At 65.1% G+C, this 22,981-nt stretch carries 21 protein-coding genes and 2 tRNA genes; 10 read left to right on the top strand and 13 right to left on the bottom strand.

Annotated elements, in window-relative coordinates:
* Nucleotides 1–27 precede the first annotated feature (27 nt).
* Entirely contained in the window at nt 28–1,059 is a 1,032-nt protein-coding gene (locus tag A6F65_RS11810) for a glycosyltransferase family 4 protein (RefSeq protein WP_067789137.1), read from the top strand.
* On the opposite strand, the gene A6F65_RS11805 is transcribed toward A6F65_RS11810, so the two are convergent.
* The 3 genes from A6F65_RS11805 to sppA form a co-directional block, all read right to left on the bottom strand.
* Nucleotides 1,056–1,799: a Crp/Fnr family transcriptional regulator gene (locus A6F65_RS11805; protein ID WP_067789134.1), complete on the bottom strand. Its 744-nt coding sequence runs from the start codon at nt 1,797–1,799 to the stop codon at nt 1,056–1,058. The two genes, A6F65_RS11810 and A6F65_RS11805, sit on opposite strands and share 4 nt — an antisense overlap.
* 192 nt (nt 1,800–1,991) lie before the next feature.
* Nucleotides 1,992–2,066, bottom strand: a tRNA-Val gene (locus tag A6F65_RS11800).
* Between the two features lie 88 nt (nt 2,067–2,154).
* Nucleotides 2,155–4,032 (bottom strand): signal peptide peptidase SppA, encoded by a 1,878-nt coding sequence (gene sppA / locus A6F65_RS11795; RefSeq protein WP_067789131.1) that lies wholly within the window; start codon nt 4,030–4,032, stop codon nt 2,155–2,157.
* Between the two features lie 135 nt (nt 4,033–4,167).
* Between sppA and A6F65_RS11790 the strand changes: the two genes are divergently transcribed.
* Both A6F65_RS11790 and A6F65_RS11785 read left to right on the top strand, forming a co-directional pair.
* Nucleotides 4,168–5,205: an aspartate carbamoyltransferase catalytic subunit gene (locus tag A6F65_RS11790; RefSeq protein WP_067789126.1), complete on the top strand. Its 1,038-nt coding sequence runs from the start codon at nt 4,168–4,170 to the stop codon at nt 5,203–5,205.
* Nucleotides 5,202–6,431 carry a dihydroorotase gene (locus tag A6F65_RS11785; protein WP_067789123.1) on the top strand — a complete coding sequence of 410 codons (1,230 nt, stop codon included), beginning with the start codon at nt 5,202–5,204 and terminating at the stop codon, nt 6,429–6,431. The genes A6F65_RS11790 and A6F65_RS11785 overlap by 4 nt, the downstream gene beginning before the upstream one ends.
* An 82-nt stretch (nt 6,432–6,513) precedes the next feature.
* On the opposite strand, the gene A6F65_RS11780 is transcribed toward A6F65_RS11785, so the two are convergent.
* Genes A6F65_RS11780 through A6F65_RS11770 form a run of 3 tightly spaced genes read right to left on the bottom strand, consistent with a single transcriptional unit; the run spans nt 6,514 to nt 9,320 of the window.
* Nucleotides 6,514–7,956, bottom strand: coding sequence for an SPOR domain-containing protein (locus tag A6F65_RS11780; RefSeq protein WP_083989507.1), 1,443 nt, complete (start codon nt 7,954–7,956; stop codon nt 6,514–6,516).
* A 21-nt stretch (nt 7,957–7,977) separates the two neighbouring features.
* A complete protein-coding gene (locus A6F65_RS11775) occupies nt 7,978–8,580 on the bottom strand; it encodes a hypothetical protein (protein WP_067790617.1) in 603 nt (200 codons plus the stop codon).
* 23 nt (nt 8,581–8,603) lie between these two features.
* Nucleotides 8,604–9,320: a ParA family protein gene (locus A6F65_RS11770; protein WP_067789118.1), complete on the bottom strand. Its 717-nt coding sequence runs from the start codon at nt 9,318–9,320 to the stop codon at nt 8,604–8,606.
* A gap of 277 nt (nt 9,321–9,597) precedes the next feature.
* Between A6F65_RS11770 and A6F65_RS11765 the strand changes: the two genes are divergently transcribed.
* The 3 genes from A6F65_RS11765 to bfr all read left to right on the top strand — a co-directional run bounded on the left by A6F65_RS11765 (nt 9,598) and on the right by bfr (nt 13,016).
* Nucleotides 9,598–10,782 carry an SPOR domain-containing protein gene (locus A6F65_RS11765; RefSeq protein ID WP_067789114.1) on the top strand — a complete coding sequence of 395 codons (1,185 nt, stop codon included), beginning with the start codon at nt 9,598–9,600 and terminating at the stop codon, nt 10,780–10,782.
* A 44-nt stretch (nt 10,783–10,826) separates the two neighbouring features.
* A complete protein-coding gene (locus A6F65_RS11760; protein WP_067789111.1) occupies nt 10,827–12,137 on the top strand; it encodes a DUF418 domain-containing protein in 1,311 nt (436 codons plus the stop codon).
* A gap of 387 nt (nt 12,138–12,524) precedes the next feature.
* Complete coding sequence (gene bfr / locus A6F65_RS11750) at nt 12,525–13,016, top strand: bacterioferritin (RefSeq protein ID WP_067789105.1); 492 nt, start codon at nt 12,525–12,527, stop codon at nt 13,014–13,016.
* Between the two features lie 18 nt (nt 13,017–13,034).
* On the opposite strand, the gene A6F65_RS12980 is transcribed toward bfr, so the two are convergent.
* From A6F65_RS12980 to der, 3 genes are all read right to left on the bottom strand, one after another.
* The gene (locus tag A6F65_RS12980) at nt 13,035–13,241 is read right to left on the bottom strand and encodes a hypothetical protein (RefSeq protein WP_157093134.1); all 207 of its coding nucleotides are present in this window, start codon (nt 13,239–13,241) and stop codon (nt 13,035–13,037) included.
* 102 nt (nt 13,242–13,343) lie between these two features.
* A complete protein-coding gene (locus tag A6F65_RS11745) occupies nt 13,344–13,685 on the bottom strand; it encodes a PilZ domain-containing protein (protein ID WP_083989503.1) in 342 nt (113 codons plus the stop codon).
* 68 nt (nt 13,686–13,753) lie between these two features.
* Nucleotides 13,754–15,241, bottom strand: a complete 1,488-nt coding sequence (der, locus tag A6F65_RS11740) for a ribosome biogenesis GTPase Der (RefSeq protein WP_067789097.1) — start codon at nt 15,239–15,241, stop codon at nt 13,754–13,756.
* 164 nt (nt 15,242–15,405) lie between these two features.
* On the opposite strand from der, the gene A6F65_RS12745 reads away from it, so the two are divergent.
* On the top strand, nt 15,406–16,044 hold the full coding sequence (locus tag A6F65_RS12745; RefSeq protein WP_083989501.1) for a CHAP domain-containing protein: 639 nt from the start codon (nt 15,406–15,408) through the stop codon (nt 16,042–16,044).
* Here A6F65_RS12745 and A6F65_RS11730 read toward each other — a convergent pair whose 3' ends face one another.
* Together A6F65_RS11730 and A6F65_RS11725 are read right to left on the bottom strand one after the other, a co-directional pair.
* Nucleotides 16,045–16,362, bottom strand: coding sequence for a DUF3297 family protein (locus A6F65_RS11730; RefSeq protein ID WP_067789095.1), 318 nt, complete (start codon nt 16,360–16,362; stop codon nt 16,045–16,047).
* 52 nt (nt 16,363–16,414) lie between these two features.
* The gene (locus A6F65_RS11725) at nt 16,415–16,615 is read right to left on the bottom strand and encodes a hypothetical protein (RefSeq protein ID WP_067789091.1); all 201 of its coding nucleotides are present in this window, start codon (nt 16,613–16,615) and stop codon (nt 16,415–16,417) included.
* Nucleotides 16,616–16,774: 159 nt separating this feature from the next.
* Here A6F65_RS11725 and A6F65_RS11720 point away from each other — a divergent pair.
* From A6F65_RS11720 to A6F65_RS11710, 3 genes are all read left to right on the top strand, one after another.
* Nucleotides 16,775–16,859 (top strand) — tRNA-Leu (locus A6F65_RS11720).
* Between the two features lie 59 nt (nt 16,860–16,918).
* Nucleotides 16,919–18,490 carry a trigger factor gene (gene tig / locus A6F65_RS11715; protein ID WP_067789088.1) on the top strand — a complete coding sequence of 524 codons (1,572 nt, stop codon included), beginning with the start codon at nt 16,919–16,921 and terminating at the stop codon, nt 18,488–18,490.
* Entirely contained in the window at nt 18,487–19,068 is a 582-nt protein-coding gene (locus A6F65_RS11710; protein ID WP_157093133.1) for a hypothetical protein, read from the top strand. The genes tig and A6F65_RS11710 overlap by 4 nt, the downstream gene beginning before the upstream one ends.
* A gap of 21 nt (nt 19,069–19,089) precedes the next feature.
* Here the strand turns inward: A6F65_RS11710 and A6F65_RS11705 are convergent, their stop codons facing one another.
* Together A6F65_RS11705 and A6F65_RS11700 are read right to left on the bottom strand one after the other, a co-directional pair.
* Nucleotides 19,090–20,724, bottom strand: a complete 1,635-nt coding sequence (locus A6F65_RS11705) for an amidase (protein ID WP_083989682.1) — start codon at nt 20,722–20,724, stop codon at nt 19,090–19,092.
* 41 nt (nt 20,725–20,765) lie between these two features.
* Nucleotides 20,766–22,883 carry a TonB-dependent receptor plug domain-containing protein gene (locus tag A6F65_RS11700; protein ID WP_169817028.1) on the bottom strand — a complete coding sequence of 706 codons (2,118 nt, stop codon included), beginning with the start codon at nt 22,881–22,883 and terminating at the stop codon, nt 20,766–20,768.
* Nucleotides 22,884–22,981: the final 98 nt, after the last annotated feature.

The following is a 22,981-nucleotide window of genomic DNA, read 5'->3' as shown; positions in this document are numbered from 1 at the left end:
AATTTGCGTGTAATAAAGGTTACATCCATGCGTATCGGCCATGTCGCGCCACTCGTGTACCCGGTCCCGCCTTCCACCTACGGGGGCACGGAACGAGTGATCGCGGACCTCGCCACTGCGCAGGCTGCGCTTGGCCATGATGTCGTCCTTTTTGCATCGGAAGACAGTGGGCTTGAGAGGGTTACACTTCTCGCTGGCCGACCGAGTCTCGCAGGATGGAAGGCGCAGGGTAGCGAACCTCCACCGGGACTGCTCGCAGCGCTTGAAGCAGATCAACTTCGCCAACTGCTGGCGCATGGCAGCGAGTGTGACGTCATCCACTTGCATGGCCCGGCGCAATCGAGTGCCGTCGCCGAAAGCCTGGGCATTCCGGTGTTCCGTACGATCCATTGGAGGGCGGACGAACTCGACCACAAGCTGCATTTCGAGCTTTTTCCAAAAGAGCGAGTGATCGCTATCTCGGAGCGACAAGCGAAAGATATTCCGTCCAGTAGTCTGGCAGGAACGGTGCACCATGGTATCCCCGTTGATCGCTATGCACTGGGAACCGGTTCCGGGGGCTACCTTGCATTCCTGGGGAGGATGACGGACCAGAAACGGCCCGACCGGGCGATAGCGCTAGGTGCGTCGGCGAACCTGCCGGTGAAGCTCGCAGGCCCGGTCGATCCGGGCAATCCGGACTATTTTGAAAGGGTTGTCAGGCCTAAACTCTCGGCAAACGTGCAGCATGTCGGAAGCGTGACCGACGCGCAGAAGCAAGCCTTCCTCGGCGATGCGGCCGCCCTCGTCTTCCCGATAGATTGGCCAGAACCCTTCGGCCTTGTAATGATCGAGGCAATGGCGTGCGGTACACCAGTGCTGGCATGGCGAAATGGCAGTGTGGCCGAGGTGGTGGATGAGGGCGTCTCGGGAATAATCGTGAACGACATGGCCGAGGCATCGGCGCGCCTGCCGGAACTTCTGACGCTCGATCGCGGCAAAGTCCGGAAGCGGTTCGAGGAACGCTTCGGTGTCGGACGGATGGCGGCGGCGATTACTGCGCTTTATCGCGCTGCCTAACGGTCTTCGAAGGAGTCCACCGCCAGCGCGCCGTCGCCGTAGAGATAGTCGCCTTCGAACTGTGCCAGTTTTCGCAGCGCTGCTTCGTCGAAAATCTTCACAACCCCATCACCGGTTGGTTCGAGGTAGCCGCGCTCGCGCAAATTGCGGAAGCTGCGGTTGGTATGCACCGGAGTGATACCGCAGGCCTCGGCATAATCGCGCTGGAGCAGGGGCACGGTCAGGCTTTTCCCGTTGTAGCGATCGACGAGACGCAGGCGCTCGATAAGTTCGCAGATGAGATGCGCGATACGGCCTTCCGCGTTGAGACGACCCAGTCGGAAAATCCATTCCCGATGCATCGCGGCATCCAGCAAGGTCGAAAACCACAGGGCACGGGCTAGATGGGCATTGCCGTCAATAAGCTTCGCGATGTCACTATGCTCGAAACAAGCGAATTTGCTGCGTTCCAACGTGGCGACGCTATGATCCAGCCTCTTCATAGGAAAGGCGTGAAGGTCCACGAAGTCCCCAGCGATGTTGACGCCCAGCAACTGCCTTTCACCCTTGTCGTCATCCAAATGACGCAGCACCGATCCTTCGATGAGGTAGTAGCTGCGGTCAAGGCGTTCGCCGCGCTTCACCAAGGTTTCGCGCGGTCCCAAATCGACGGTGCTCGATACCGTATCATCCAGCGCCTTCTTCTCCTGCGGACTTAGTTCTCGGCGCAGGCGCCCCTTCAGAAACAGCTCTGTCAGCATGATATGTCCTACGGTCGTTCCGGAACGCGGCTAATCAAAAGAGTGCCTTTGGTCAAAACAACCTATGTTAAGCCGCCCTATACTCGGTTGCTTGACGCGCTGGACACAGCCAATGCACGACGCATTCAGCAGCGCCTTTTTCATGTTTTTTTCATGGAAGGACAAACCAGCTCTTCTAAACCATTGAAAAGATGGTGGGCGCGGCAAGGATTGAACTTGCGACCCCACCCGTGTGAAGGGTGTGCTCTACCACTGAGCTACGCGCCCGCCGGCGGGTCAATGCCCGGCAGGGCCGCGCCAATATCCCCATCGGCGCGGCGGTGCAAGCCTTATAGACTGGCCCGGTGGCTTGTCCTTAAGGACGCGCGCCGTGCGCCAGCCAGCCCAGCAGGCCGGTGGTATTGCCTTCGCGCGGCAGCGAGGCGGGCGGGGCGGGGCATTCGAGGCAGCGGGCCTGCAGGCCCTGCGTCTTCAGCAATCCGTCGAGGTCCTGCCAGACGCGCGCGGTTACATCCGCCTCTCGCGCGGCGAACCAGCCAAATACGTCACTGGGCGCCTGCCGCGCATGCATGGATCCGCCCATGCCGGACAGGAATGCGCCGAAGCCGGTCTGATCGCTCTTGAGAAACTTGGGGTGCCAGTCATCGCCCAGTTCCGCCTGCTCGGCCGCCCATTCGAGCGCGCTGTCGAGATCGCCGAACTGGTCCACCAGGCCCATCTGGCGGGCCGTCCCGCCATCCCAAACGCGGCCTTGGCCAAGCTCGTCGGCCCGCTCCATCGTGATGCCCCGGCTCTTGGCCACCAGCGTCAGGAACTGGGTGTAGCCATGCTCCGTGGTGGCCTGCAGCAGCGTGTCGGCCTCCGGCGTGAAGCCTGCAAGCAGGTCCGGCTGGCCCGATAGCGGCGTGGTGCGCACGCCGTCGGTGGTGATGCCGTAATCGGCCAGCGTGTTCTCAAACGTGGGCACTACGCCGTAAATGCCGATGGAGCCGGTGATCGTCTCAGGCTCGGCAAAGATGCGGTCCGCCGGGGTGGAGACCCAGTAACCTCCGCTCGCGGCGACATTGGCCATGGACACGACCACGGGAATACCGGCCGCCTTGTGCCGCAGGATCGCGCGGCGGATCGCCTCGGAACCGGTCACAGTGCCGCCCGGCGAATCCACCCGGATGACCAGCGCGGCGAGATCGTCGTTCAGGGCATTGTCCAGCGCATCGACGATCCGCTCGGCCCCTGCCTCGCCCGGGCCGGCAAGGCCGTCGGAGATCGGGCCGGCGATGGTGATGACGCCGATGGCCTTGCCATCCAGGTCTTCATCCTGGTCGGCCAGCCAGGTGTCGTAATCCGTGCTGGCAAAGGCGCCGGGCATGTCGTCCCACTCGTCCTCGCCTGCCGTTTCGGCGACGCGTTCGCCCCATTCTTCGCGGGTGCCGATCTTGTCCACCAGCCCTGCATCCAGCGCCGCCTTGGCAAGGTCGCCGCGGCTTTCCTCGATCCACGGGGTGACTTCCGTGGTGACGCGCTCCACCTGTGCTGCAGGGCGGGCCTGCTTCACATTGGCGACCCATTCGGTCCACAGCGAGCCATAGAGTGCCTGCGCATTCTCGCGCGCTTCGGGGCTCATGCCGTCCAGCAGAAAGGGCTCCACGCCGCTCTTGTAAGTTCCGACGCGGTAGATACGCGCGTTGACGTTCAGCCGGTCAAGCAGTCCGGCGTAATACAGCCGTTCGCCGCCCGGACCTGCGATGACTGCACCGCCGAGGGGATCGACCCAGACTTCGGTCGCGTGCGCGGCCAGCATCATGGCATCGTCGGCATAGGCGACGGCATAGACATAAACTGGCTTGTCCGCCTTGCGGAATCGGTCGAGCGCGGCGCCGATGGCCTGCATGTGCACCTGCCCGCCGCCGGAGAAGGTGGACAGGTCCAGCGCGAGCGAGTTGATCCGTTCGTCTGCCGCTGCGGCATCGATCGCGGTTACGATATCGCGCGCCTCGTACTGCCGGACAGGCGCGGCGCCGCTCAGCAGGCTTTCCAGCGGATCGATTGCGGCGGCTTCCTCCACAACGAACCCGTCCAGCTCCATCAACAGCGCGCCATCGCGCACGGCGGCCGGGTTGGGCCGGTTCGTCAGTATGGCGAACAGCAGCGCGAAAAACAGCAGCAGGAAAATGAGCGCAAGCCCATCCTTGATGGCGACAAGAAGGTGCCAGACCTTGCGTGCGAAAGACATGTGCGTGCGTTCCCCGTTGCAGCAGAAGGTGCGACGCGCGGCCGCCTGGCTTGCAGCGATAGCGGCGGCAGGGCGCCCGGGTAAAGGCGAAACCGCTTGAAGCGCCGATGGCGCTCGACTAAGCGCTCGGCTTTAATGACTTCGCCGCAAACTCCCGCCGCTTCCAGCCGCTTCCCGGCCGGCGGGCGCGCATTCCCGCATCGCGACCTGACGGGCATTGCCCAGCTAGATACGCATGAGATCCTTTATGTGCTGGAACAGGCAGAGCAATATGTCCGGCTCAACCGCCAGCCCTCGAAACATTCCGATGCGCTGTCCGGCCTCACCATCATCAACGCCTTCTTCGAAAACAGCACGCGCACGCTGCTGAGCTTCGAGATTGCCGGCAAGCGGCTGGGCGCGGATGTGGTCAACATGCATGCGGCCCAGTCCAGCGTGAAGAAGGGCGAAACGCTGATCGATACCGCGCTGACGCTGAATGCCATGCGCGCGGATGCCATCGTGATCCGCCATGTCAGTTCTGGCGCGGTGCAGCTGATTGCGGAAAAGGTCGCCTGCCCGGTGCTGAATGCGGGCGATGGCAGCCATGAACATCCCACGCAGGCGCTGCTGGATGCCCTGGCGCTGCGCCACAAGCTGGCGGAGCAGGGGCGCGGCAGTGGGGATGGCATGCTGAACGGCATAACCGTGGCGATCTGCGGCGACATACGGCACAGCCGCGTCGCGCGCTCCAACATCCTCTGCCTGCAGGCGCTGGGCGCCATTGTCCGCGTCTGCGCGCCGCCCGCGCTGATGCCGGAGGGCATTTCGCAGATGGGCGCTGAGCCCTTCCACGCGATGGACGCCGCGATCGACGGGGCGGACGCGGTGATGATGCTGCGCCTGCAGAACGAGCGGATGGACGGCCAGTTCATCCCGTCCCCGCGGGAATATCGCCACCTGTTCGGCCTCACCGATGCGCGGTTGGCGCGGGCGAAGGACGATGTCATCGTCATGCATCCGGGCCCGATGAACCGCGGGGTGGAGATCGACAGCGATGTTGCCGACCGGCCCGGCACCTCCATTATTACCGACCAGGTGGAAATGGGCGTGGCCGTGCGCATGGCCTGCCTCGACATACTGACGCGCAAGGCGCGCGGCGTGGCGGGCTGGGGTGAGGGCGAGTGGATATGAAGCAGCAGCGCCCCCTGACGATCACCGGCGGCAAACTGGTTACGCCCGGCGGCATCGCCCCCGGCGCGCTGCGCTGCGTGGATGGCCGCATCGACGCCCTCGGCGATATAGCGCCGCAGGACGGTGACGAGGTGGTGGATGCAGGCGGCGCGCTGGTCACGCCCGGCCTCGTCGATTTCGGCGTGTTCGAGATCGAGAAGGCTGCCTGTCATTTCGGCGGGATCACCCGCGCAGGCCTGATGCCGGACCAGTCCCCGCCGCTCGATTACCCGGCGCGCGTCCGTTTTGCGGCGCAATATGGCAAGCCGGACTTGTGGGTTCATCCGATGGCCGCCGCGACCGTGGGGCTGGAAGGCGCGCAGCTGGCCGAACTGGCGCTGATGCACGATGCAGGTGCACGCGGCGTGTCCACCGGGCGCAAGTGGATTGGCGACAGCGGCACGATGCTGCGGCTGATGCAATATGCCGCCATGCTGGACATGGTGGTGGTCTGCCATGCGGAAGACGCCGGGCTGGCCGGGAAGGCCGTCGCAACGGCGGGCGAGATGGCCACGCGGCTGGGCCTGTCTGGCGCACCGGCAGAGGCCGAGGCGCTGGCGATTGCGCGCGACATTGCGCTGGCCGAGCTGAGCGGCGCGCGCGTGCATTTCCGGCAGGTCACCACGCGCGGCGGGCTTGATCTGGTGCGGCAGGCAAAGGCGCGCGGCGCGAATGTGACCGCAGGCGTGACACCGGCGCATTTCATGCTGTCGGACCTCGCAATGAAGGATTTCCGCACCTTTGCTCGCTTCTCGCCCCCGCTGCGCAGCGAGGAAGACCGGCAGGCGGTGATCGCGGCCATTTCCGATGGCACGATCGACGTGATTGGCAGCGGCCACGACCCGCGCGGGCCGGAAGACAAGCGCCTGCCCTTCGCCGATGCGGAGACCGGCATGGCGGGGGCGGAAACGCTCCTGTCACTGACGCTGACGCTGGTGCGCGATGGCGCTATCGACATGAGCCGCGCCTTCGACCTGCTCGCTGCTAACCCTGCGCGCCTGCTGGGCGTGGATGCAGGCGTGCTGGCAGATGGTATGGAAGCCGATGTGGCGCTGGTGGAGCCGGAGCGTCCGTGGGTGGTCGACAGCGCCCGCATGGCGTCCAGCGCTGGCAACACGCCTTTCGACCGCCAGCCCATGCAGGGCCGCGCCACCGGCCTGTGGAAGGGCGGCGTAAAGGTCGGCTGATCGCCTGTCCGGCGCAGTGCAAAAAGAAAGCCCCGCCGTTTCCAGCGGGGCTTCCAGGGGAAACTGACGTTTCGGTGCGGGCTTAGCGCGCGGCCATGCGCACGCCATTGTCGACCGCGCCCGGCATCGGGCGGCCTTCGGCATAGGCGAAGCAACCCTGTCCGTTCGACTTGACCTTGCCGCACATACTGGCGCTGCCCCGGCTGTCGAAACCGGCGGCGGACACGCGCCAGTATTTCTTGCCGCGAACCACGGCCTGCGTGATCACCATCTGGTGATCGGCCAGTTCGGGGTAACGCTTGACATAGATGCCCCAGGCGCGGCGTGCGCCCTGTTCGGAGGCGAAGCTGCCCAGCTGCACCAGGTGCGTGCCATCGGCCTGCTTGGCTGCGACGGCGCGTTCCGGCTTGGGAGCGGCGCCCTGGCGCACGGGAAGGGTCTGCACGACCGGCTCCTGCACGAAGCGGACGCTGTCCTTGGCGGCGCTGGCCAGCGAACCGCCCTTGGGGGCGGGTGCGGCGAAAGCGGTTTCGAAATCCTGGCTGCGCTGCGGCGTGCGCACAACTTCCTGCACCGGCTGCGCCACGGCAACGGCCGGGGCAGCCTGCGGTGCGACCGGCTGGCCGACGGCTGGCAGTTCGCGGGCTGCAGGGGCGGGATAGACAGGCGTGGAAACTGCGGCGACCTGCGGAGCGGCAGGCGCGACCGAAGCGGGCACGACCGAAGCGGGAACGACAGCCTGCGGGGCCGGATCGGCGGCAGCAAAGCCGGTGGCTTCAACCGCCAGCTGCTCCACGCCCGGATTGTTGGCGAGTGCCAGCTGCACCGGCTGGCCCATGTCGCGCACGCCGGCAGGCGCACCCAGCATTCCGGCCACGCGCTGCTGCCATGCTTCGGGCACGGCAAGCTGCGCCCACTGGCCCAGGCGCTGGTCCAGCTGGTCTGCCGGAACGTCCTCCGCCGCCATCAGGCGCGCTTCGCGCCACTGGCCGGCGAGGGCATAGGTGTAAGCGAGGTTCTGGCGCATCTTGGGCGTGTTCTCACCGCCGCGGATTGCCATGGACATCACCTGGATGCCCACATCGGGGCGGCCAACGAGAGCGTAGGCCAGGCCAAGGTCTGCCGGGTGGATGACATCCTCGAAATCGGACAGCACGGCTGCCGCTTCGCGCATCTGGCCATTACCGGCGAGGGCAAGGGCGAGCGAAAGCGCGTTGCGCGGCGAATTGTCGCCCAGCTTCATCGCATCGTCGAAGCTGGTAGCTGCAGCCTGGAAACGGCCCGCTTCCAGATAGGCATTGCCCAGCGTCACGCGGTAAACCGGGTTGCGCGGCTCTGCCATCACAGCCGCTTCGGCGTGCTCGATGGCGCTGTCGTGCTTGCCGGACGCCATGGCGGTCTGCGCCTTGCTGGCGGAAACCTCTGCGCGCGGCGCGGCCTTGGTGGCGCAGCCCCCCAGCATGACGGCTGCCATGGCGGTGGTGGCGACGAGGCCGATGGTGCGATTGTGCTTGGCGTAAGTCATGGTGACCCCCTTGCGGTGCGCTTACTTGCGCTTGCGCTCGACCTGGCGGGCGAGCTGTTCGATTTCCGGCGTGTCTTCGATGAAGCGATCGAGCGCTTCGGTAACGATCTGCTGAGCGCTGCGATCGAGCAGCGTTGCGGCCAGCTTCAGCTGCGTGTGCCGATGCTGATCGAGGCGCAGCGTGAAGGCGGCGCGGCGGCCCTGGTCCACGGCGCGGCGGCGCTGGGTGTTCCGGGCGGGCTTCTTGGCCACTTCAGGCTTCGCAGCGGGCGCTTCGGCCTGCGGGGCGGGCTGGGTAACACGCTCGGCAAGGTCTTCCTGCTGGCGGCGGACTTCCGGCACGCCGGCAAGCGGATCTGTCAGCTCGACATCTGCCTCATCCGCTTCCTCGTCATCCGCGAAATGCGTTTCCGCAGGGGTCAGTGGCAGGATTTCGGCCTCGCGCTGTTCGGCATGGTCATCGCCCATGTCGTTCCAGCCCAGGTCTTCAAGATTGGCAGCAGCGGCTGCGGCGCTCGATCCCGAACCCAGGGGAGCAAGCTGCGGGCGCATGGCGGGCTTTGCCGCACCCTTGCGGGCGAGCAGGGTCGGGCCCAGCGATGCGAAGGATTTTGTATCGCTCATGGCGGTGGTTCCTGCCCCCGTCATCACTGCGCCACGCGGCGGCCGAAACCACCTTGCGGACGCTGCATGCCGGGGTGCTGGGCAACCTGGCCCGGAGCGGCGAAGATCGTGCGGCGGAAATTGCGTTCCAGCCGGTCGGACATGTAATGCCACAGCGCGGTGACTTCCTGCGCGGAGCGGCCTTCCGGCTCCACTTCCATCACGGTGCGGCCATCGATCATGCTGGCGGCGAAATCGGTGCGGTGGTGCAGGGTGACCGGCGCCACGGTGCCGTGCTGCGACAGCGCGACGGCGGCTTCGGAAGTGATCTTGGCCTTGGGCGTTGCGGCATTGACCACGAAGATCAGCGGCTTGCCGGCGCGTTCGCACAGGTCCACCGTCGCACCCACGGCGCGCAGATCGTGCGGGCTGGGGCGGGTGGGCACCACGATCAGTTCGGCCACGGCAATCACGGACTGGATGGCCATGGTGATGGCCGGCGGCGTGTCGATCACGGCCAGCTTGAAGCCCTGCTGGCGCAGGGTCTGCAGATCGGAAGCGAGACGGGCGACCGTAGTATGGGCGAAAGCGGGAAATTCCGCCTCACGCTCGTTCCACCAATCGGCCAGCGAACCTTGCGGATCGATGTCGACCAGAACCACGGGCCCTGCGCCGGCGCGCTGCGCCTGCACCGCCAGGTGCCCCGATAGCGTTGTCTTGCCAGACCCGCCTTTTTGCGATGCCAGTGCCAGTACGCGCAATGGTCTACCCCCATCAAATCCGTGCTTCGGACAGGCATGGTGCCGGTCCTTCGTGAAGCGTGGTCGCAGAAGACAGTTTAATTTGGGTTAATGCGACGTGTTGTCTGGTCAGCTTGCGGCCGGGGCCATGGCAGTGGCCAATTGGGCCGTGTCGCAGGATGGGGCAGGGTGCAGATGCGCGATTTTGCAGTGCATAAAGGCTTTGCTAACGCCTGATTTACTATGGCAGGCTGCATGAAACCGTGCGGCTTGCCTGCACCGGTCACAAGGATCTGGAATGTTGCTGAACACCAAGACCCGCAAATTTGCCGCCCTGTTGCTGGCTGGCGCGCTGGCTGCGCCCATGCCCGCGCTGGCCGATGTAAAGGCCGGCGTGGATGCGTGGAGCCGCGGCGATTACACCGCTGCCGTACGCGAATGGCAGGGCCCGGCAGCCGCTGGCGATCCCGATGCCATGTTCAACCTGGCGCAGGCTTACCGGCTGGGCCGCGGCGTTGCCGCCGATCCGGCACGCGCAGAGCAGCTTTATGCCCAGGCCGCCGCGCGCGGACATTTGCAGGCCGCCGATACATACGGCCTGATGCTGTTCCAGAACGGTCGCCGGGAAGAGGCGCTGCCTTACGTGCGCGATGCCGCCCGCCGCGGCGATCCGCGCTCGCAATACCTTTTGGGCATCGCTCACTTCAATGGTGATTTGGTGGAGAAGGACTGGGTACGCGCTTATGCGCTGCTCACACTCGCCAATTCGCAGGGCCTGCCGCAGGCTGCCCCCGCCATTGCGCAGATGGACCAGCACATCCCGCTCGAACAACGCCAGCAGGGCGTTGGCCTGGCGCAGACGCTGCAGCAGGATGCCGATGCTGCCCGCGCCCGCGAGATGGCAGCCGCGGAGTTGGGAACGGGGCCGGCCATCGCCGCTGCCCCTCCCGGACCGCAGCCTGTGCCCAGTGCCAGCAACCGCGTGCCGCAGCCGGTGCAGCAGGCCCGCGTCTCGCCTTCCGTCGCCACGGCGGAAGCCGCGATCGAGGAAGCGGGCCGCGCCACCGGCATGGAAAGCCCCGCCGATGCGGGCGCCAGCTATGCGCGCGCAAACACCCGTCCGGCCGTGACGCCTGCCCCGGCACCGGCTCCCGCACCCGTGCGCGTGGCGACGCCCACGCCAACGCCTGCGCCTGCGCCCGCGCCGGTCCGCGTGGCGACCGCGCCTGCTCCCGCGCCCGCAGCAAACCGCACCAGCGGGCCGTGGAAGGTGCAGCTTGGCGCATTCGGGGTGCGCGGCAATGCCGAACGCCTGTGGGCCCGCCTGTCCTCGCGCTCCGAGATTTCGGGACGTGAGCGGCTGCTCATCCCCGCCGGCCGCGTGACAAAGCTGCAGGCCGGTGGCTATGCCTCGCGCGCCGAGGCGGAAGCCGCTTGTCGAAGCCTGAAGCGTTCCGGTCAGGAATGCCTTGTCACCCGCTAGCCATGGCAGGATAACGCCCCCGATCGTTTAATGGGGGATGGTCCATGGCCTCGCAGCCGACCGAAGATAACACGCCGGAAACCGCCGTTCTGGAGGGCACGCCCGACCAGCCGGTGAAAGAGACAAACCGCCTTACCAGCCTCGATTTCGTGCGCGGCGTGGCGGTGCTGGGCATCTTGTTCGCCAATATCGTCGCCTTCGGGCAGCCCTTCATCGCCTATATCTGGCCGCCTGCGCTGGTTGGCGGGAACGATGCGGCCGATAACCTCACCTGGCTGGTCCAGTTCGTGTTGGTGGACGGCAAGTTCCGCGGCCTCTTCTCGCTGCTGTTCGGCGCGGGGCTGTTCCTGTTCATGGAGCGGGCCTGGGCGCGCGGGTCCGGACGAGGGCTGCAGATGCGCCGCCTGTTCTGGCTGCTCCTGTTCGGCGTCAGCCATTTCTTCCTGATCTGGATCGGTGATATCCTGTCGCTTTACGCCGTTTGGGGCATGGTCGCGCTGACCATGATGAAATGGCGCGCGAAGTCGCAGATGGTGACCGGCGTCATTCTGTTGTGGCTGGGCGCGCTGTTCATGGTGGGCGCCATGGGGTCGCAATATGTCATGGGTGTGGGCACGGAGCCGATGGCCGGCGTCCCGGCCGAAGCCATCGAGGAAATCCGCGCGCTTCCGACCACCAAGCTGGATATGTCCGCCGAGGCTGCCGAGCTGTATGGCGAGGCGAGCTATCCCGAGATCGTGGAGGAAACCGTCACCACCCGCTGGAGCTGGTGGCTGAAGCAGGTGCTGTTCGTGGGCCCGACAGAGACGCTGGCCTGGATCCTGATCGGCATGGCTTACTACCGCCGCGGGCTGTTTTCCGGCGAATATGACAATGCAAAGCTGAAACGGCGCGGCTGGCTGTGGTTCGGCCTGGGCAGCGTGCTTGCGCTGGTCATCGGCTGGTGGCCCTATTCCACCGGCTTCGAGATGTTTGCCACCATGCTCAGCTTCAACGGGCTGGGGCGCCTGGCGCAGATCCCGCAGGTCTTCGGCCTGCTTTTCCTGCTGGTCGCCTATGCCCCGGCTGCGGTGAAGACGGGTATCGGCCAGCGGTTCGTTGCCGCCGGGCGCGTGGCCTTCACCAATTACCTCGGCACGTCCGTGGTGATGATGTTCATCTTCCACGGCTGGGCGCTGGGCCTTTATGGCGAGCTTGGCCGGCCGGAGCTGGCGCTGGTCGTCTTCGCGACCTGGGCCTTTATGCTGTGGTGGTCGAAATGGTGGCTGGAGCGATATCGCTACGGCCCACTGGAATGGCTGTGGCGCTGCCTGACCTATGGCCGCCGCTTCCCCATCAAGCGGGATGCCGCCTGAGGCTTCTTGCTATTGCAACCAATTCGCATTAGCGTGTTTCTCGAATCATCGGAGACACGTCCTGTACACCTGCGTCTGCAATGCGATCCGAGAGTGCGAGTTCCGCCGCCAGGCCCGGCTGTGCCCCGGTGATGCGGAGGCTGTGTACGCCTCGCTCGGCAAGGCTCCGCAATGCGGCACCTGCCTGGACGATGCGCAGGACGTGCTGGAAGAAGAGCGCCTGCTGGCCCGCCGTCCCGATCGCGAAGCAGCCTGACCTGAAGCTGATACGCATTCGCAAAAGCGCAGTTTTCTGCGGTTTTTGCGCATATCCCCCTTGCTAGCCGCGCGCACGGCGTGCATCCCCGCATCGTATTTCTAGAAAGCCAACCGGGAAGGGATCGGGCCATGAAGGGCGACGCGAAGGTCATCGAATATCTCAACAAGGCGCTGACCAACGAACTGACCGCCATCAACCAGTACTGGCTGCATTACCGGGTCCTGGCCGATTGGGGCGTGGCCAAGCTGGCTGAATACGAACGGCACGAATCGATCGACGAGATGAAGCATGCCGACCAATTGGCGGAGCGCATCCTGTTCCTGAGCGGGCTCCCCAATTTCCAGGCCATCCACAAGCTGAAGGTTGGCGAGACGGTGGAGGAAATCCTCCGCGCCGACCTGGCGATGGAGGAAGAGGCGATCCCGCTGCTGCGCGATGCCGCCGAATACTGCCAGCAGGTGAAGGATTACGTCTCGGGCCAGCTGTTCGAGGACATCCTCGCCAGCGAGGAAGAGCATGTCGATTTCCTGGAAACGCAATTCGACATGATCGCGCGCATGGGCCTGGAAAATTACGTCCAGCTGCAAAGCGAACCGGCGGGTGACGCTAAGGCCGGCTAAAGGCAGCCAGCCGCCGCGTCAGGCCAGTTCCCAGAATGTGGCGCGGCCCTTTCCATGGCGGCGCACGATGGCGACCTTGCGATCATCCTGCCTGATCTCGGCCGGGCGGCCGGCGGAATTGATGTCCGCGACAACAAGGGCCATGTGGAAACTTGGCGCTTGCAGCACCAGGTCGTCGCCGCTTCCGGCAACTGGCAGGTGGATGCTGAATGATGATCTGGCCACGCCTGGTACTTCCTGCCGCATTCGATGCGGTCAGTACGCTAAGCGCGCCAGAGACCCAGATCGTTCCCGAAATCAACAAACATCAGAAAGATTTTCAAATATTTAGCGCTTCTTCATCCAGTGCCAGAAGCGTGCAGTGGGCGTCAGGTCCTCGGCCCGCCGCGCGGCGATTTCGGATGCTGAGAGCAGCTGCGTCAGGTCGATCGGTTCCGCTGCACGGAAGCCGAAGCGGCGGCCCACAGCCCATACGACATCGCCGGTCATGGCATATCCGCGGTGGCGGATCTCCAGCACTTCGCCCTGCGCCGGCGGTTCGGCTGCGCGGCCCATCAGGCCGGTTTCGGAGATGTTCGCAATGGTCAGGTCTTGCCAGTCGCCGCTGCGCAGCATTTTGGCCTTTATCGTCGCCATCCGGCGCGATGACCGCTGTTTTTCCGAACTCATGGTTTGCGACCCCTCGGTTCCGCGCGAAAGCTGGAACCGGTTGTTAACCACGAAATGTTTTGAAAAGGTTACGCGAAGGGGTTTTTCGGGCTCTTCAGCGTCAACCGGACCGGTACCGCGCCGAAGCCCAGCTGCTTGCGAATGCCGTTCAGCAGATACCGCTCGTAGCTGCCGGGCAGGTCCGAAAGGCGCGTGCCGAAGATCACGAAGCGGGGCGGGCGGCTGCCGACCTGCGTGATGTAGCGCAGCTTGATCCGGCGTCCTCCGGGTGCGGGCGGGGGATTGGCGGCCAGTGCATCGTCAAACCAGCGGTTCAGCGCGGCAGTGGGCACGCGGCGGCTCCATGCCTCGCGCAGTTCGAACGCGGCGGCCAGCATGGTGTCCAGCCCCTTGCCGGTCATGGCGGAGACCGCCAGCAGCGGCACGCCCTTCAGCTGTGCCAGCCCTTCGTCCAGTGCGGCGCGGATGCCGTTGAACAGGCTGCTGGCGTCCTCGGCGATGTCCCACTTGTTGATTGCGATCATCAGCGCGCGGCCTTCTTCCAGCGCGATATTGGCGATCTTCAGGTCCTGCACTTCCAGCCCGCGGGTGGCGTCCAGCAGCAGCACCACGACTTCGGCGTAATCGACCGCGCGGCGCGCATCCTGCACGCTCAGCCGTTCCAGCTTGTCCTGTACCTTGGCCCTTTTGCGCATTCCGGCGGTGTCGACCAGCCGGATCTCGCGAGTCTCGCCGGACCGGGGATCATTCCACTCCCAATCGACGGAGATGGAATCGCGCGTAATGCCCGCTTCGGGCCCGGTCAGCAGGCGGTCCTCGCCCAGCAGGCGGTTGATCAGCGTGGACTTGCCCGCATTGGGCCGCCCGACGATGGCCAGGCTGAGCGGCGCGGTGTTGTCATGCTCTTTCAGGACGACAGGGACGGGCTGCCCGTTCTCGTCCAGCAATTCGCCATCGAGTTCGTCTTCGGCCCCGATCTCAGCCTCACCTTCCGGCTCAGCCTCCGGCTCCGGCAGAGGCGCGGCCTCGTCCTCGTCGCTTTCGAGGAAAGTGCGCAGCGCCTGGAACAGGTCCACCACGCCTTCGCCATGTTCGGCGGAGAATGCCACGGGCTCGCCGAAGCCCAGCGCGTAGCTTTCGTTGATACCGTCATTCCCGGCGCTGCCTTCGGCCTTGTTGGCCAGTAGCACCACGGGCACGTTCTGGCCGCGCAGCCAGCGTCCGATTTCCTCGTCCAGCGGGGTGATCCCGGCGCGGCTGTCGAACACGAACAGCGCCACGTCCGCGCCCTGCAGGGATATTTCGGTCTGCTTGCGCATTCGGCCGGGCAGGCTGTCGGGCTCGTCATCTTCCCAGCCGGCCGTGTCCACGGCTTCGAAATGCATGCCCAGCATGTCCACCTTGCCCATGCGGCGGTCACGCGTGACGCCGGGCTGGTCGTCGACCAGGGCGATCCGCTTGCCCACCAGCCGGTTGAACAGGGTAGACTTGCCGACATTGGGACGGCCGATGATGACCACTTGCGGTAGGCCGGGGGTGAGTGCGCGCGTTGACATGATGGCCCCGCAGGTGGCGTTTCGCGCGCCGAATGGCAAGCGCTGTCGCATCGCGCGCCGCCCTGCCGCATGCGCCCGGGGGCGGCGAAACGGCTTATGGTCAATATCGGTTAACCCTGACGGGCAGGCGCTGGCTAACCACTCGTGGTGCAATGGCCTGAACCATGAAAACGACACATGCCCTGACGATCCTGGCCGCTGCATCGGCCGCGCTCTCCGCACCGGCCGCCGGCAAGCCGCGCCCGTATAGTGCGGAACTGACCGCTCGTGCGAAGTCCGAACTGCCGCCTTACCTGCAATGCGTGCCCTATGCGCGCGAAGTCAGCGGGATCGGCATTTACGGCGATGCCTATACGTGGTGGAGCCAGGCGGAAGGGCGCTATGCCCGGGGCCGCCAGCCGAAGGTCGGCGCCGTGCTGGCCTTCAAGCCGCATGGCAACATGCGCCTTGGCCATGTGGCTGCTGTCAGCAAGATCGTCGATTCGCGCCGCATCCTGCTGCGCCATGCCAATTGGTCGCCTATCAATGGCCGCCGCGGGCAGGTGGAAGACGACGTGATGGCCGTGGACGTAAGCGAGGCGAACGACTGGAGCGCGGTGCGCGTGTGGTATCACCCGCTGCAGGCTCTGGGTAAGACTGCATGGCCGGTCCACGGCTTCATCTATTCGGGCAAGCCGGCGGACAGCCACAAGCAGCAATGGGCCAGCGCCAGCCATGTGCGCCAGCCCGCGCCCGCGCCGGTGCAGCCGCGCAGGGATGTGAAGCCCTCGCGGCAGTTCACCGCCGCATTCAGCGGTTTCTGATCAGCCGTCCTTCTTCGCGACCGGCGGATTTTCGCCAAGGTCTTCGAACCAGGCTTCCACCGGGCCGCTGAGCTTGATGGTCAGCGGGTTGCCCTTGCGGTCCACCGTCTTGCCGGCCTGGACGCGAACCCAGCCTTCCGAAATGCAGTATTCTTCCACATTCGTGCGCTGCGTCCCCTTGAAGCGGATGCCCACGCCGCGCTGGAGCACGTCGGCATCGAAGTGCTTGTTGCTGGGGTGGATCGCCAAGTGATCGGGCGGCACGTCCGGACCGGTCTTGGTTTCTGACTTTGCTTCGCTGGTGTTTTCTTCGCTCATGGCAGCGCCCTAGCCACGCTTTCGCGGCAAAATCAATCCGCCGGGGCGAACTCTAGTCCGGCGGCAGCATGGTGGCTGCATTGACGGCCGCATTGCTGGCGGCAGGATTCGCGCTTTTCCGGCGGCCCGGATGGTCGCTGTCACCGTCCCGGTCGGCAAGCTCCGCCGCGCTGACGGGGTCTGCGGCGGCATCGATGACGGGCGGGGTTGCGGGGGCGGTATCGGGCTGGTCGTAATCGCGGCTGGCAGGCATGGCACGGGCTCCTTCTGATGCCCTTTCACAACGCCCTGCCGCGCCCGCCTGTTCCGCACGCCCGTATCGGCCCGCAACGCCGCTTGCCCTTTGGCCTGTGTCTATATAAGGGCGCAGCTTCGTTTCGCAGGCGAGGCTTGCGTATGGCTTCGTCGGGCCGCGGGCGTGGCGGAACTGGTAGACGCGCTGGTTTTAGGTACCAGTATCGAAAGATGTGGGGGTTCGAGTCCCTTCGCCCGCACCAGTTCCTCTCGTTACGGGGAACCGGTGAGAGCCGTGAAAGCACAGGATAGAAGGTTTATAATGCAGATCGAGGAAACCACCAACGAAGGCCTCAAGCGCGCCTACACGCTGACGATTCCCGCCAGCGACATCGAAGGCCGCATTGATGCCGAGGTGAAGAAGGTTGCCCCGCAGGTAAAGATGCCGGGCTTCCGCCCTGGCAAGGTGCCGTCCAACCTGATCCGCAAGATGCATGGCGAAGCGCTTCACGGCGATGCCGTGAACACGGCCGTGCGCGAATCGGTCGACCAGCTGGTGAAGGAAAAGGACCTGCGTCCCGCCTTCCAGCCGCAGGTCGAACTGGTCGAGGGTTACGAGCAGGGCAAGGACGCCGAAGTTAAGGTGTCCGTAGAAGTGCTGCCGGCCATCACCGTGCCCGATACCGACAATCTGAAGCTGGAAAAGCTGAACGTCCCCGTGTCCGAGGCACAGGTTGACGAGGCGCTGTCCAACATCGCCAACCAGCAGAAGAGCTACAAGGACGCTGCCAAGTCGAAGAAGGCCGCCGAAGGCGACCAGCTGATCATCGACTTCACGGGCCGCGTGGATGGCGAGGAATTCGAGGGCGGCAAGGCCGAAGGCGCCCCGCTGGTGATCGGTTCCGGCCAGTTCATCCCGGGCTTCGAAGAGCAGCTGACCGGCACGAAGACGGGCGATGAGAAGACCATCAAGGTCACTTTCCCCGCCGATTACCCGGCAGAGCACCTGGCCGGGAAGGACGCCGAGTTCGACGTTACCGTGCAGCAGGTCAAGACCGAGACCGAAACGAAGGTGGACGATGATTTCGCCACTTCGCTGGGCCTCGACAGCCTCGACAAGCTGAAGGAACTCGTGCGCGGCCAGCTGGAGCAGGAAACTGCCGGCCTGACCCGCACGCAGATGAAGCGCCAGCTGCTCGACACGCTGGCCGCCGATCACGATTTCGACGTGCCGCCGACCATGGTGAACGCTGAATTCGAACAGATCTGGCAGCAGCTCCAGGCTGAAGCCGCCAAGGAAGAAGATCCTGCAAAGGCGCTGAAGGAAATCGAATCCGAAAAGGACGATTACGAGCGGATCGCGGAACGCCGCGTGCGCCTAGGCCTGCTGCTGTCGGAAATCGGCCAGGCCAACAACGTCCAGATCAGCCAGCAGGAAATGCAGATGCTGATCCAGCAGGCGGCCCAGCAGTATCGCCCGGAAGATCGCGACCGTTTCTTGGAATATGTCCAGAACGAGCCGATGGCCCAGGCCCAGCTGCGTGCGCCCCTGTATGAAGACAAGGTCGTCGACTTCCTGTTCGACAAGGCCGAAGTGACCGAACGCGACGTAACGCGCGAGGAACTGGAAGCCGCCATCGAAGCCGAGGAAGCCGCAGACGCGAAGCCGGCCAAGAAGAAGGCTCCCGCCAAGAAGAAGGCAGCGGCCAAGAAGTCGGACGACAAGAAGCCTGCCGCCAAGAAGGCAGCTGCCAAAAAGGCTCCGGCCAAGAAGGCAGCGCCCAAGAAGGCCGCCGCCAAGAAGGACGATGCCAAGGCTGACAAGAAGCCGGCTGCGAAGAAGCCTGCTGCAAAGAAGGCCCCGGCCAAGAAGGCAGCGCCGAAGAAGAAATGATGCGACGGGCCGCAGGCAAACCGAGCGGGGGATGGCTGGCAATTGCCGGCATCGCCATGCTGGCATGCCATGCGGCTCCCGCGCTTGCGCAGGACGCCGAGGCGCCTGTCGCACCCGTAGCGACTGCTGAAGAATCGGCCGACGAAACTCCTACCCTCGGCGATCCCACCGCGGAGCGTTGGTGGGTGTATGCCGGCGGCTATGGCGGTTGGAGCGCGATGGACGTGGACTCGGTCGTTCGCGACGCAGGTCTGGCGCGCTTTCAGTCCATCGGCATCGATCGCAAGGGGCCGCAGCAGGTGGACGGGCTGACCGCCGATTTATTCGTGTTGGACCGTGTCTATGATTGCGAAGGCGGTCAGCAATGGTCCGAGGAAGTGCGCTTCTTCAATTTCGACGGCAGCTTTGTACTGACAAAGCCGCTCGAGAAAAAGCCGCGCCCAATGACCGGATCGGAAGCCGGGCACTTTTTCCCCATCGCCTGCGGCGGCGAGGCGCCTTACGGTGCCAGCACGCTTAACTCGCTGATGAAGACCGGCCGGGACTGGCACACCGCGGCCGCAGAGGCCGGGGACTGACGCGGCGAACCGCGCCAGGGATTACAGCGCCTCGGTTGCTTCTTCCGCGTCCAGCTCCGTTCCCTCTTCCATCGCAGCTTCGGCTTCTGCCGCCGCTTCAGCGACCCCTTCCTCCATGAATTCCGGCTGCTGGTCAGCCCAGCTGCGGAACATCGGGCTTGGTAATTCGGCAGTGCGCGCCTGTTCGTAGGCATGTCCGATGCGCAGGATCTGCAGGTCGTCCCACTTGCCGCCGATGAAGCTGATGCCCACGGGCAGGCCTTCGACATGGCCCATGGGCACGGTCAGGTGCGGGTAGCCGGCGATGGCAGCGAGGGAGCCTGCGCCGATGCTGCCGTCGAAATTGTCACCCAGCACAAGGTCGATGGGCCATGCAGGCCCGCGCGTCGGGGCCACCAGCACGGCCACGCCATGCTCCTCCATCAGCGCGTCGATACCGTCCGGCCCGGCGAGCCGGAAACTGGTCGCGCGCGCTTCCTTGTAGGCGTCCTCGTCCGTGGCATCGGCGGCCATAATGAAGATTTCCTGCCCGAACCAGCGCAATTCCGTGTCGGCATTGGCTTCGTTGAAGGCAATCAAACCGCTCAGGTCGCGCGCTGGCAGGTCAGCCGGGCTATTTGCGAGATAATCCTCCAGCCCTTCGCGGAATTCGTACAGCAGCACGGCGTATTCCGCCTCGTACATGGCGCCGTCGGGTTCGTATTCGATGTCCACCAGCACGGCGCCGCGCGCGGCCATGTCGGCCAATGCCGCATCGAAGACCTCCGCGACCTGCGGATTGCCGCCAACCTGCTTGCGCATCACGCCGATGCGCACGCCCTGCAGGCTGGCCCCGGCGAGACCGGTGTGAAAATCGCCCGCATAGCTTGCGGCCTGCTCGGTCGCCGGGTCCATCGGGTCGCGTCCGGCCATGGCGGTCAGCAGCAGGGCGGCATCTTCCACGGTCCGCGTCATGGGGCCTGCCGTGTCCTGGCTGGCGCTGATCGGCACGATATATGTCCGGCTGACAAGCCCCACGGTGGGCTTGAACCCGACGATGCCATTCAGGCTGGCAGGGCAGGTGATGGACCCGTCCGTCTCCGTGCCCACCGCGCCCCAGGCGAAGCTTGCAGCCACCGCAGCGCCGCTTCCGCTGGAGGAGCCGCAGGTGTTGCGGTCGGTCGCGAAAGGATTGCGCGTCTGCCCGCCCACCGCGCTCCATCCGCTGGTCGAGCGGGTGGAGCGGAAATTCGCCCATTCGGACAGGTTTGTCTTGCCGAAGATGATCCCGCCATTGGCGCGGATATTGGCCACCAGCGGCGCATCGCGCCCGGTCATATTGTCCGCCAGCGCCAGGCTGCCCGCCGTGGTGGGCCATTCGCGGGTTTCGATATTGTCCTTCAGCAGGACGGTGCGGCCTTCCAGGACGCCGGAGTAATTCGTGACGCTGGCCTTGGCCTCCGCATCCTGGTCGTAAACGATCACCGCATTCAGCATCGGGCCCGCATCGTCGAAGCGTTCGATGTAATTGGTGTGGATGCGGATCGCGCTTTCCACCGTCGCCGGGGTGGAGATGAGCGTGATGGGCTCGCTGTCGACCTCCGCTTCCTGAGCGGCCGCGGGAGCAGCCAGCGCGGCGAGGGGAAGGGCGAGCGAAGCAAGGAGCGCGTGTTTCATGGGGCGCAACATGCCACCACTGCGCGCGCGTGCAAGCGCGTTTAGAAATTGCCCTTCAGCGTGAAGTTGAAGATGGGCCCGATATCGAGGTCGCGCACCTCGCTGAACAGCACGGGAGCGGTGTCGCGCGGGCCGTCATAGACCGTGCGCTCCAGGTAATCGCGCCCATTCCCGGCATTGTAGAGCGTGAGCGAGGCGGTCATCCCGAACACATCCTTGTGCTCTGCGGTGACGTAGAGATAGGTCGGTCCGTCCCGCGCCACACCCGCTTCGAACAGCCGGAAATAGGGTGTGAGGCGGTTGTGATCGACGCCGAAGCCGTATGCGACATCCGTGCCGGGAATATCATGGCGATACCCGACCGAGATGCCCAGGTCGCGCTGGTAGGAAAAGGCGCGCCGTTCCCCCGTCAGCGGATCGGGCAGGTCGGTGTCTTCGTAAATCGCGAAGATATCCAGCTGGGCGCCCTTTATGCCCGCAGGGTCGAGGTTGACCGTGCTATTGCTGGAAAAGCCGAGCCGCGAGGCAGCCTCGATGTTGCCACGCACCTCCACATTGCCGGGCAGGACGATGGTTTCCACCCGGTCTTCAATATCCTGATAATAGGCGCGCAATGTGGTCGATCCCCACACGCCCAGCGTCTTGGTCACCTCCAGCCGCGTCTCCCAGACCTGCGGCGGCACCAGGCTGGCATTGCCCTGCTTGTCCTGCCCGTCGCGCAAATCCACATCGGCCAGGAAATCGCCGAAGGACAGCTGCCCCACGCTGCGTTCCACCCGCAGCGAGATGTCGAGCCCCGTCATGGGCTTCCACGCCAGCGAGGCCTGCCCCTTGGGCCGCCAGAATTCGCGGCTGAGGCCACCCGGGCCAGTCTGCGACAGGCGCGAGAACTCTCCGCCGATCACCAGCTGGAGCGAGAGGTTCGGCGCCAGGCTGCGCGAGTGGGACAGGCTGGCGACGTAGCGATCTTCCGTCACGCCGCCGCTACCATCGGCAAAGGGCGCCTCGCCGAAGGTTTCGTCCGCCGGATCGTAAGTCCCGAGGAAGGCTTCCCGTTCGAGGCTGTTGAAGGCAGCCTCGCCCGCGATCTGCCAGTCGCCCGACAGCATCTTCCAGTCATACTCTAGGCGGCCGATGGTCTCGCGCCGCACCGTGTCCTGCCGGTAGGCATCGCCGAAGGGATCGTCTGTGCCGCCCAGCGGCGTTGTCAGCGCCTGCGAGCGGAATGTGCCGCTGTTCTCCGAGCGCAGGCCGATCAGCTTCAGGCTGCCGGGGCCGAGCGGGAACTGGAAATCGCCGCCCAGCTCGTAAGTGTAATCCTCCAGGTCGCGCCCCAGGAAGCGGGTGCGGTCCTGTCCAACCTCCGGCTCGGCGAATTCGTCGTCTGTCGAGGTGAAATATTCGCGGGTGTAGGATCCGCTCAAATTCAGCTTCGTGCCTTCCGCGATGTCCCAGCCCAGCGAGCCCGCAACCTTGGGATTGTCGCTGCCGCGCTTGCGCAGGATCAGCACGGTTTCCAGCGGGTCACCGGCGGCATCGAAGAAATAGGACGGCCCGCCCGATCCGCCGCGAAAGCCGTTGTTGGACAGCGCCAGCGTGAATTGCACCGGCCCGCTTTCACCGGAGATCGAGACCTCGCCGTGATACAGCTTTGGATCGGCGTATTTGGGCCGGAACTGCGCGCTATATTCGAACTGCCCGGTCAGCCGCCCGCCGCCGCGCGTGATGATGTTGGCGACCTGGCCGGAAAGACCCGGGATTTCCAGCGTCGCGCCGTCCACCACCTCGATCCGCACGACCTGCGAGACCGGGATGCGCTGCAGCTGGCTGCCCAGCGATTCGGTCTTGCTGGTCAGGCGCTCGCCATTGACCAGCACGTTGGAACTGGCCTGGCCAAGGCCGCGGCCCTGGTCTGCGCTCTGGATGGAAAAGCCGGGAATCTCTGAAAGGATGTCCTGCGCGCTGCGCGGGTTGAAGCGGGCGAAGTCTTCCGGCGTATAGACCGTGGCACCATCGCGCACCGGCTCGTCCGCTGGGGTGGCTTCGGCCTCGGCCACCGGCGCGGCGTCGCCCACATCGCCCATATCGCTCTGCGCGTGCGCTTCGGAATAAGCGGACAGCGCAAACGCGGCAGCAAGGCAGGCAATCCGGTTACTCATGCATTCTCCCATCGGGCAGGGGCCGCTATCGCGGCGTTTCCATGCCCCCCTTGAGACTGGCCCATAGCCGGATTTTTGCGAAGAACCGGTGTTTTCCG

Source organism: Paraurantiacibacter namhicola (assembly GCF_001687545.1).
GTDB classification, from domain to species: Bacteria; Pseudomonadota; Alphaproteobacteria; order Sphingomonadales; family Sphingomonadaceae; genus Paraurantiacibacter; species Paraurantiacibacter namhicola.
Note: the sequence above shows the minus strand (reverse complement) of the source record. Positions and strands in the feature narration are given on the sequence as shown.

What these genes read in the sequence shown, in the direction of transcription:
- A6F65_RS11775 (WP_067790617.1), bottom strand. Translation starts at nt 8,580, where the DNA reads ATGAGCGATACAAAATCCTTCGCATCGCTGGGCCCGACCCTGCTCGCC.
- A6F65_RS11810 (WP_067789137.1), top strand. Translation starts at nt 28, where the DNA reads ATGCGTATCGGCCATGTCGCGCCACTCGTGTACCCGGTCCCGCCTTCC.
- A6F65_RS11700 (WP_169817028.1), bottom strand. Translation starts at nt 22,883, where the DNA reads ATGAGTAACCGGATTGCCTGCCTTGCTGCCGCGTTTGCGCTGTCCGCT.
- tig (WP_067789088.1), top strand. Translation starts at nt 16,919, where the DNA reads ATGCAGATCGAGGAAACCACCAACGAAGGCCTCAAGCGCGCCTACACG.
- A6F65_RS11710 (WP_157093133.1), top strand. Translation starts at nt 18,487, where the DNA reads ATGATGCGACGGGCCGCAGGCAAACCGAGCGGGGGATGGCTGGCAATT.
- A6F65_RS11745 (WP_083989503.1), bottom strand. Translation starts at nt 13,685, where the DNA reads ATGAGTTCGGAAAAACAGCGGTCATCGCGCCGGATGGCGACGATAAAG.
- A6F65_RS11725 (WP_067789091.1), bottom strand. Translation starts at nt 16,615, where the DNA reads ATGCCTGCCAGCCGCGATTACGACCAGCCCGATACCGCCCCCGCAACC.
- bfr (WP_067789105.1), top strand. Translation starts at nt 12,525, where the DNA reads ATGAAGGGCGACGCGAAGGTCATCGAATATCTCAACAAGGCGCTGACC.
- A6F65_RS11765 (WP_067789114.1), top strand. Translation starts at nt 9,598, where the DNA reads ATGTTGCTGAACACCAAGACCCGCAAATTTGCCGCCCTGTTGCTGGCT.
- A6F65_RS11760 (WP_067789111.1), top strand. Translation starts at nt 10,827, where the DNA reads ATGGCCTCGCAGCCGACCGAAGATAACACGCCGGAAACCGCCGTTCTG.
- A6F65_RS11780 (WP_083989507.1), bottom strand. Translation starts at nt 7,956, where the DNA reads ATGACTTACGCCAAGCACAATCGCACCATCGGCCTCGTCGCCACCACC.
- A6F65_RS12745 (WP_083989501.1), top strand. Translation starts at nt 15,406, where the DNA reads ATGAAAACGACACATGCCCTGACGATCCTGGCCGCTGCATCGGCCGCG.
- A6F65_RS11790 (WP_067789126.1), top strand. Translation starts at nt 4,168, where the DNA reads ATGACTTCGCCGCAAACTCCCGCCGCTTCCAGCCGCTTCCCGGCCGGC.
- A6F65_RS11785 (WP_067789123.1), top strand. Translation starts at nt 5,202, where the DNA reads ATGAAGCAGCAGCGCCCCCTGACGATCACCGGCGGCAAACTGGTTACG.
- A6F65_RS11705 (WP_083989682.1), bottom strand. Translation starts at nt 20,724, where the DNA reads ATGAAACACGCGCTCCTTGCTTCGCTCGCCCTTCCCCTCGCCGCGCTG.
- A6F65_RS11805 (WP_067789134.1), bottom strand. Translation starts at nt 1,799, where the DNA reads ATGCTGACAGAGCTGTTTCTGAAGGGGCGCCTGCGCCGAGAACTAAGT.
- A6F65_RS11730 (WP_067789095.1), bottom strand. Translation starts at nt 16,362, where the DNA reads ATGAGCGAAGAAAACACCAGCGAAGCAAAGTCAGAAACCAAGACCGGT.
- der (WP_067789097.1), bottom strand. Translation starts at nt 15,241, where the DNA reads ATGTCAACGCGCGCACTCACCCCCGGCCTACCGCAAGTGGTCATCATC.
- sppA (WP_067789131.1), bottom strand. Translation starts at nt 4,032, where the DNA reads ATGTCTTTCGCACGCAAGGTCTGGCACCTTCTTGTCGCCATCAAGGAT.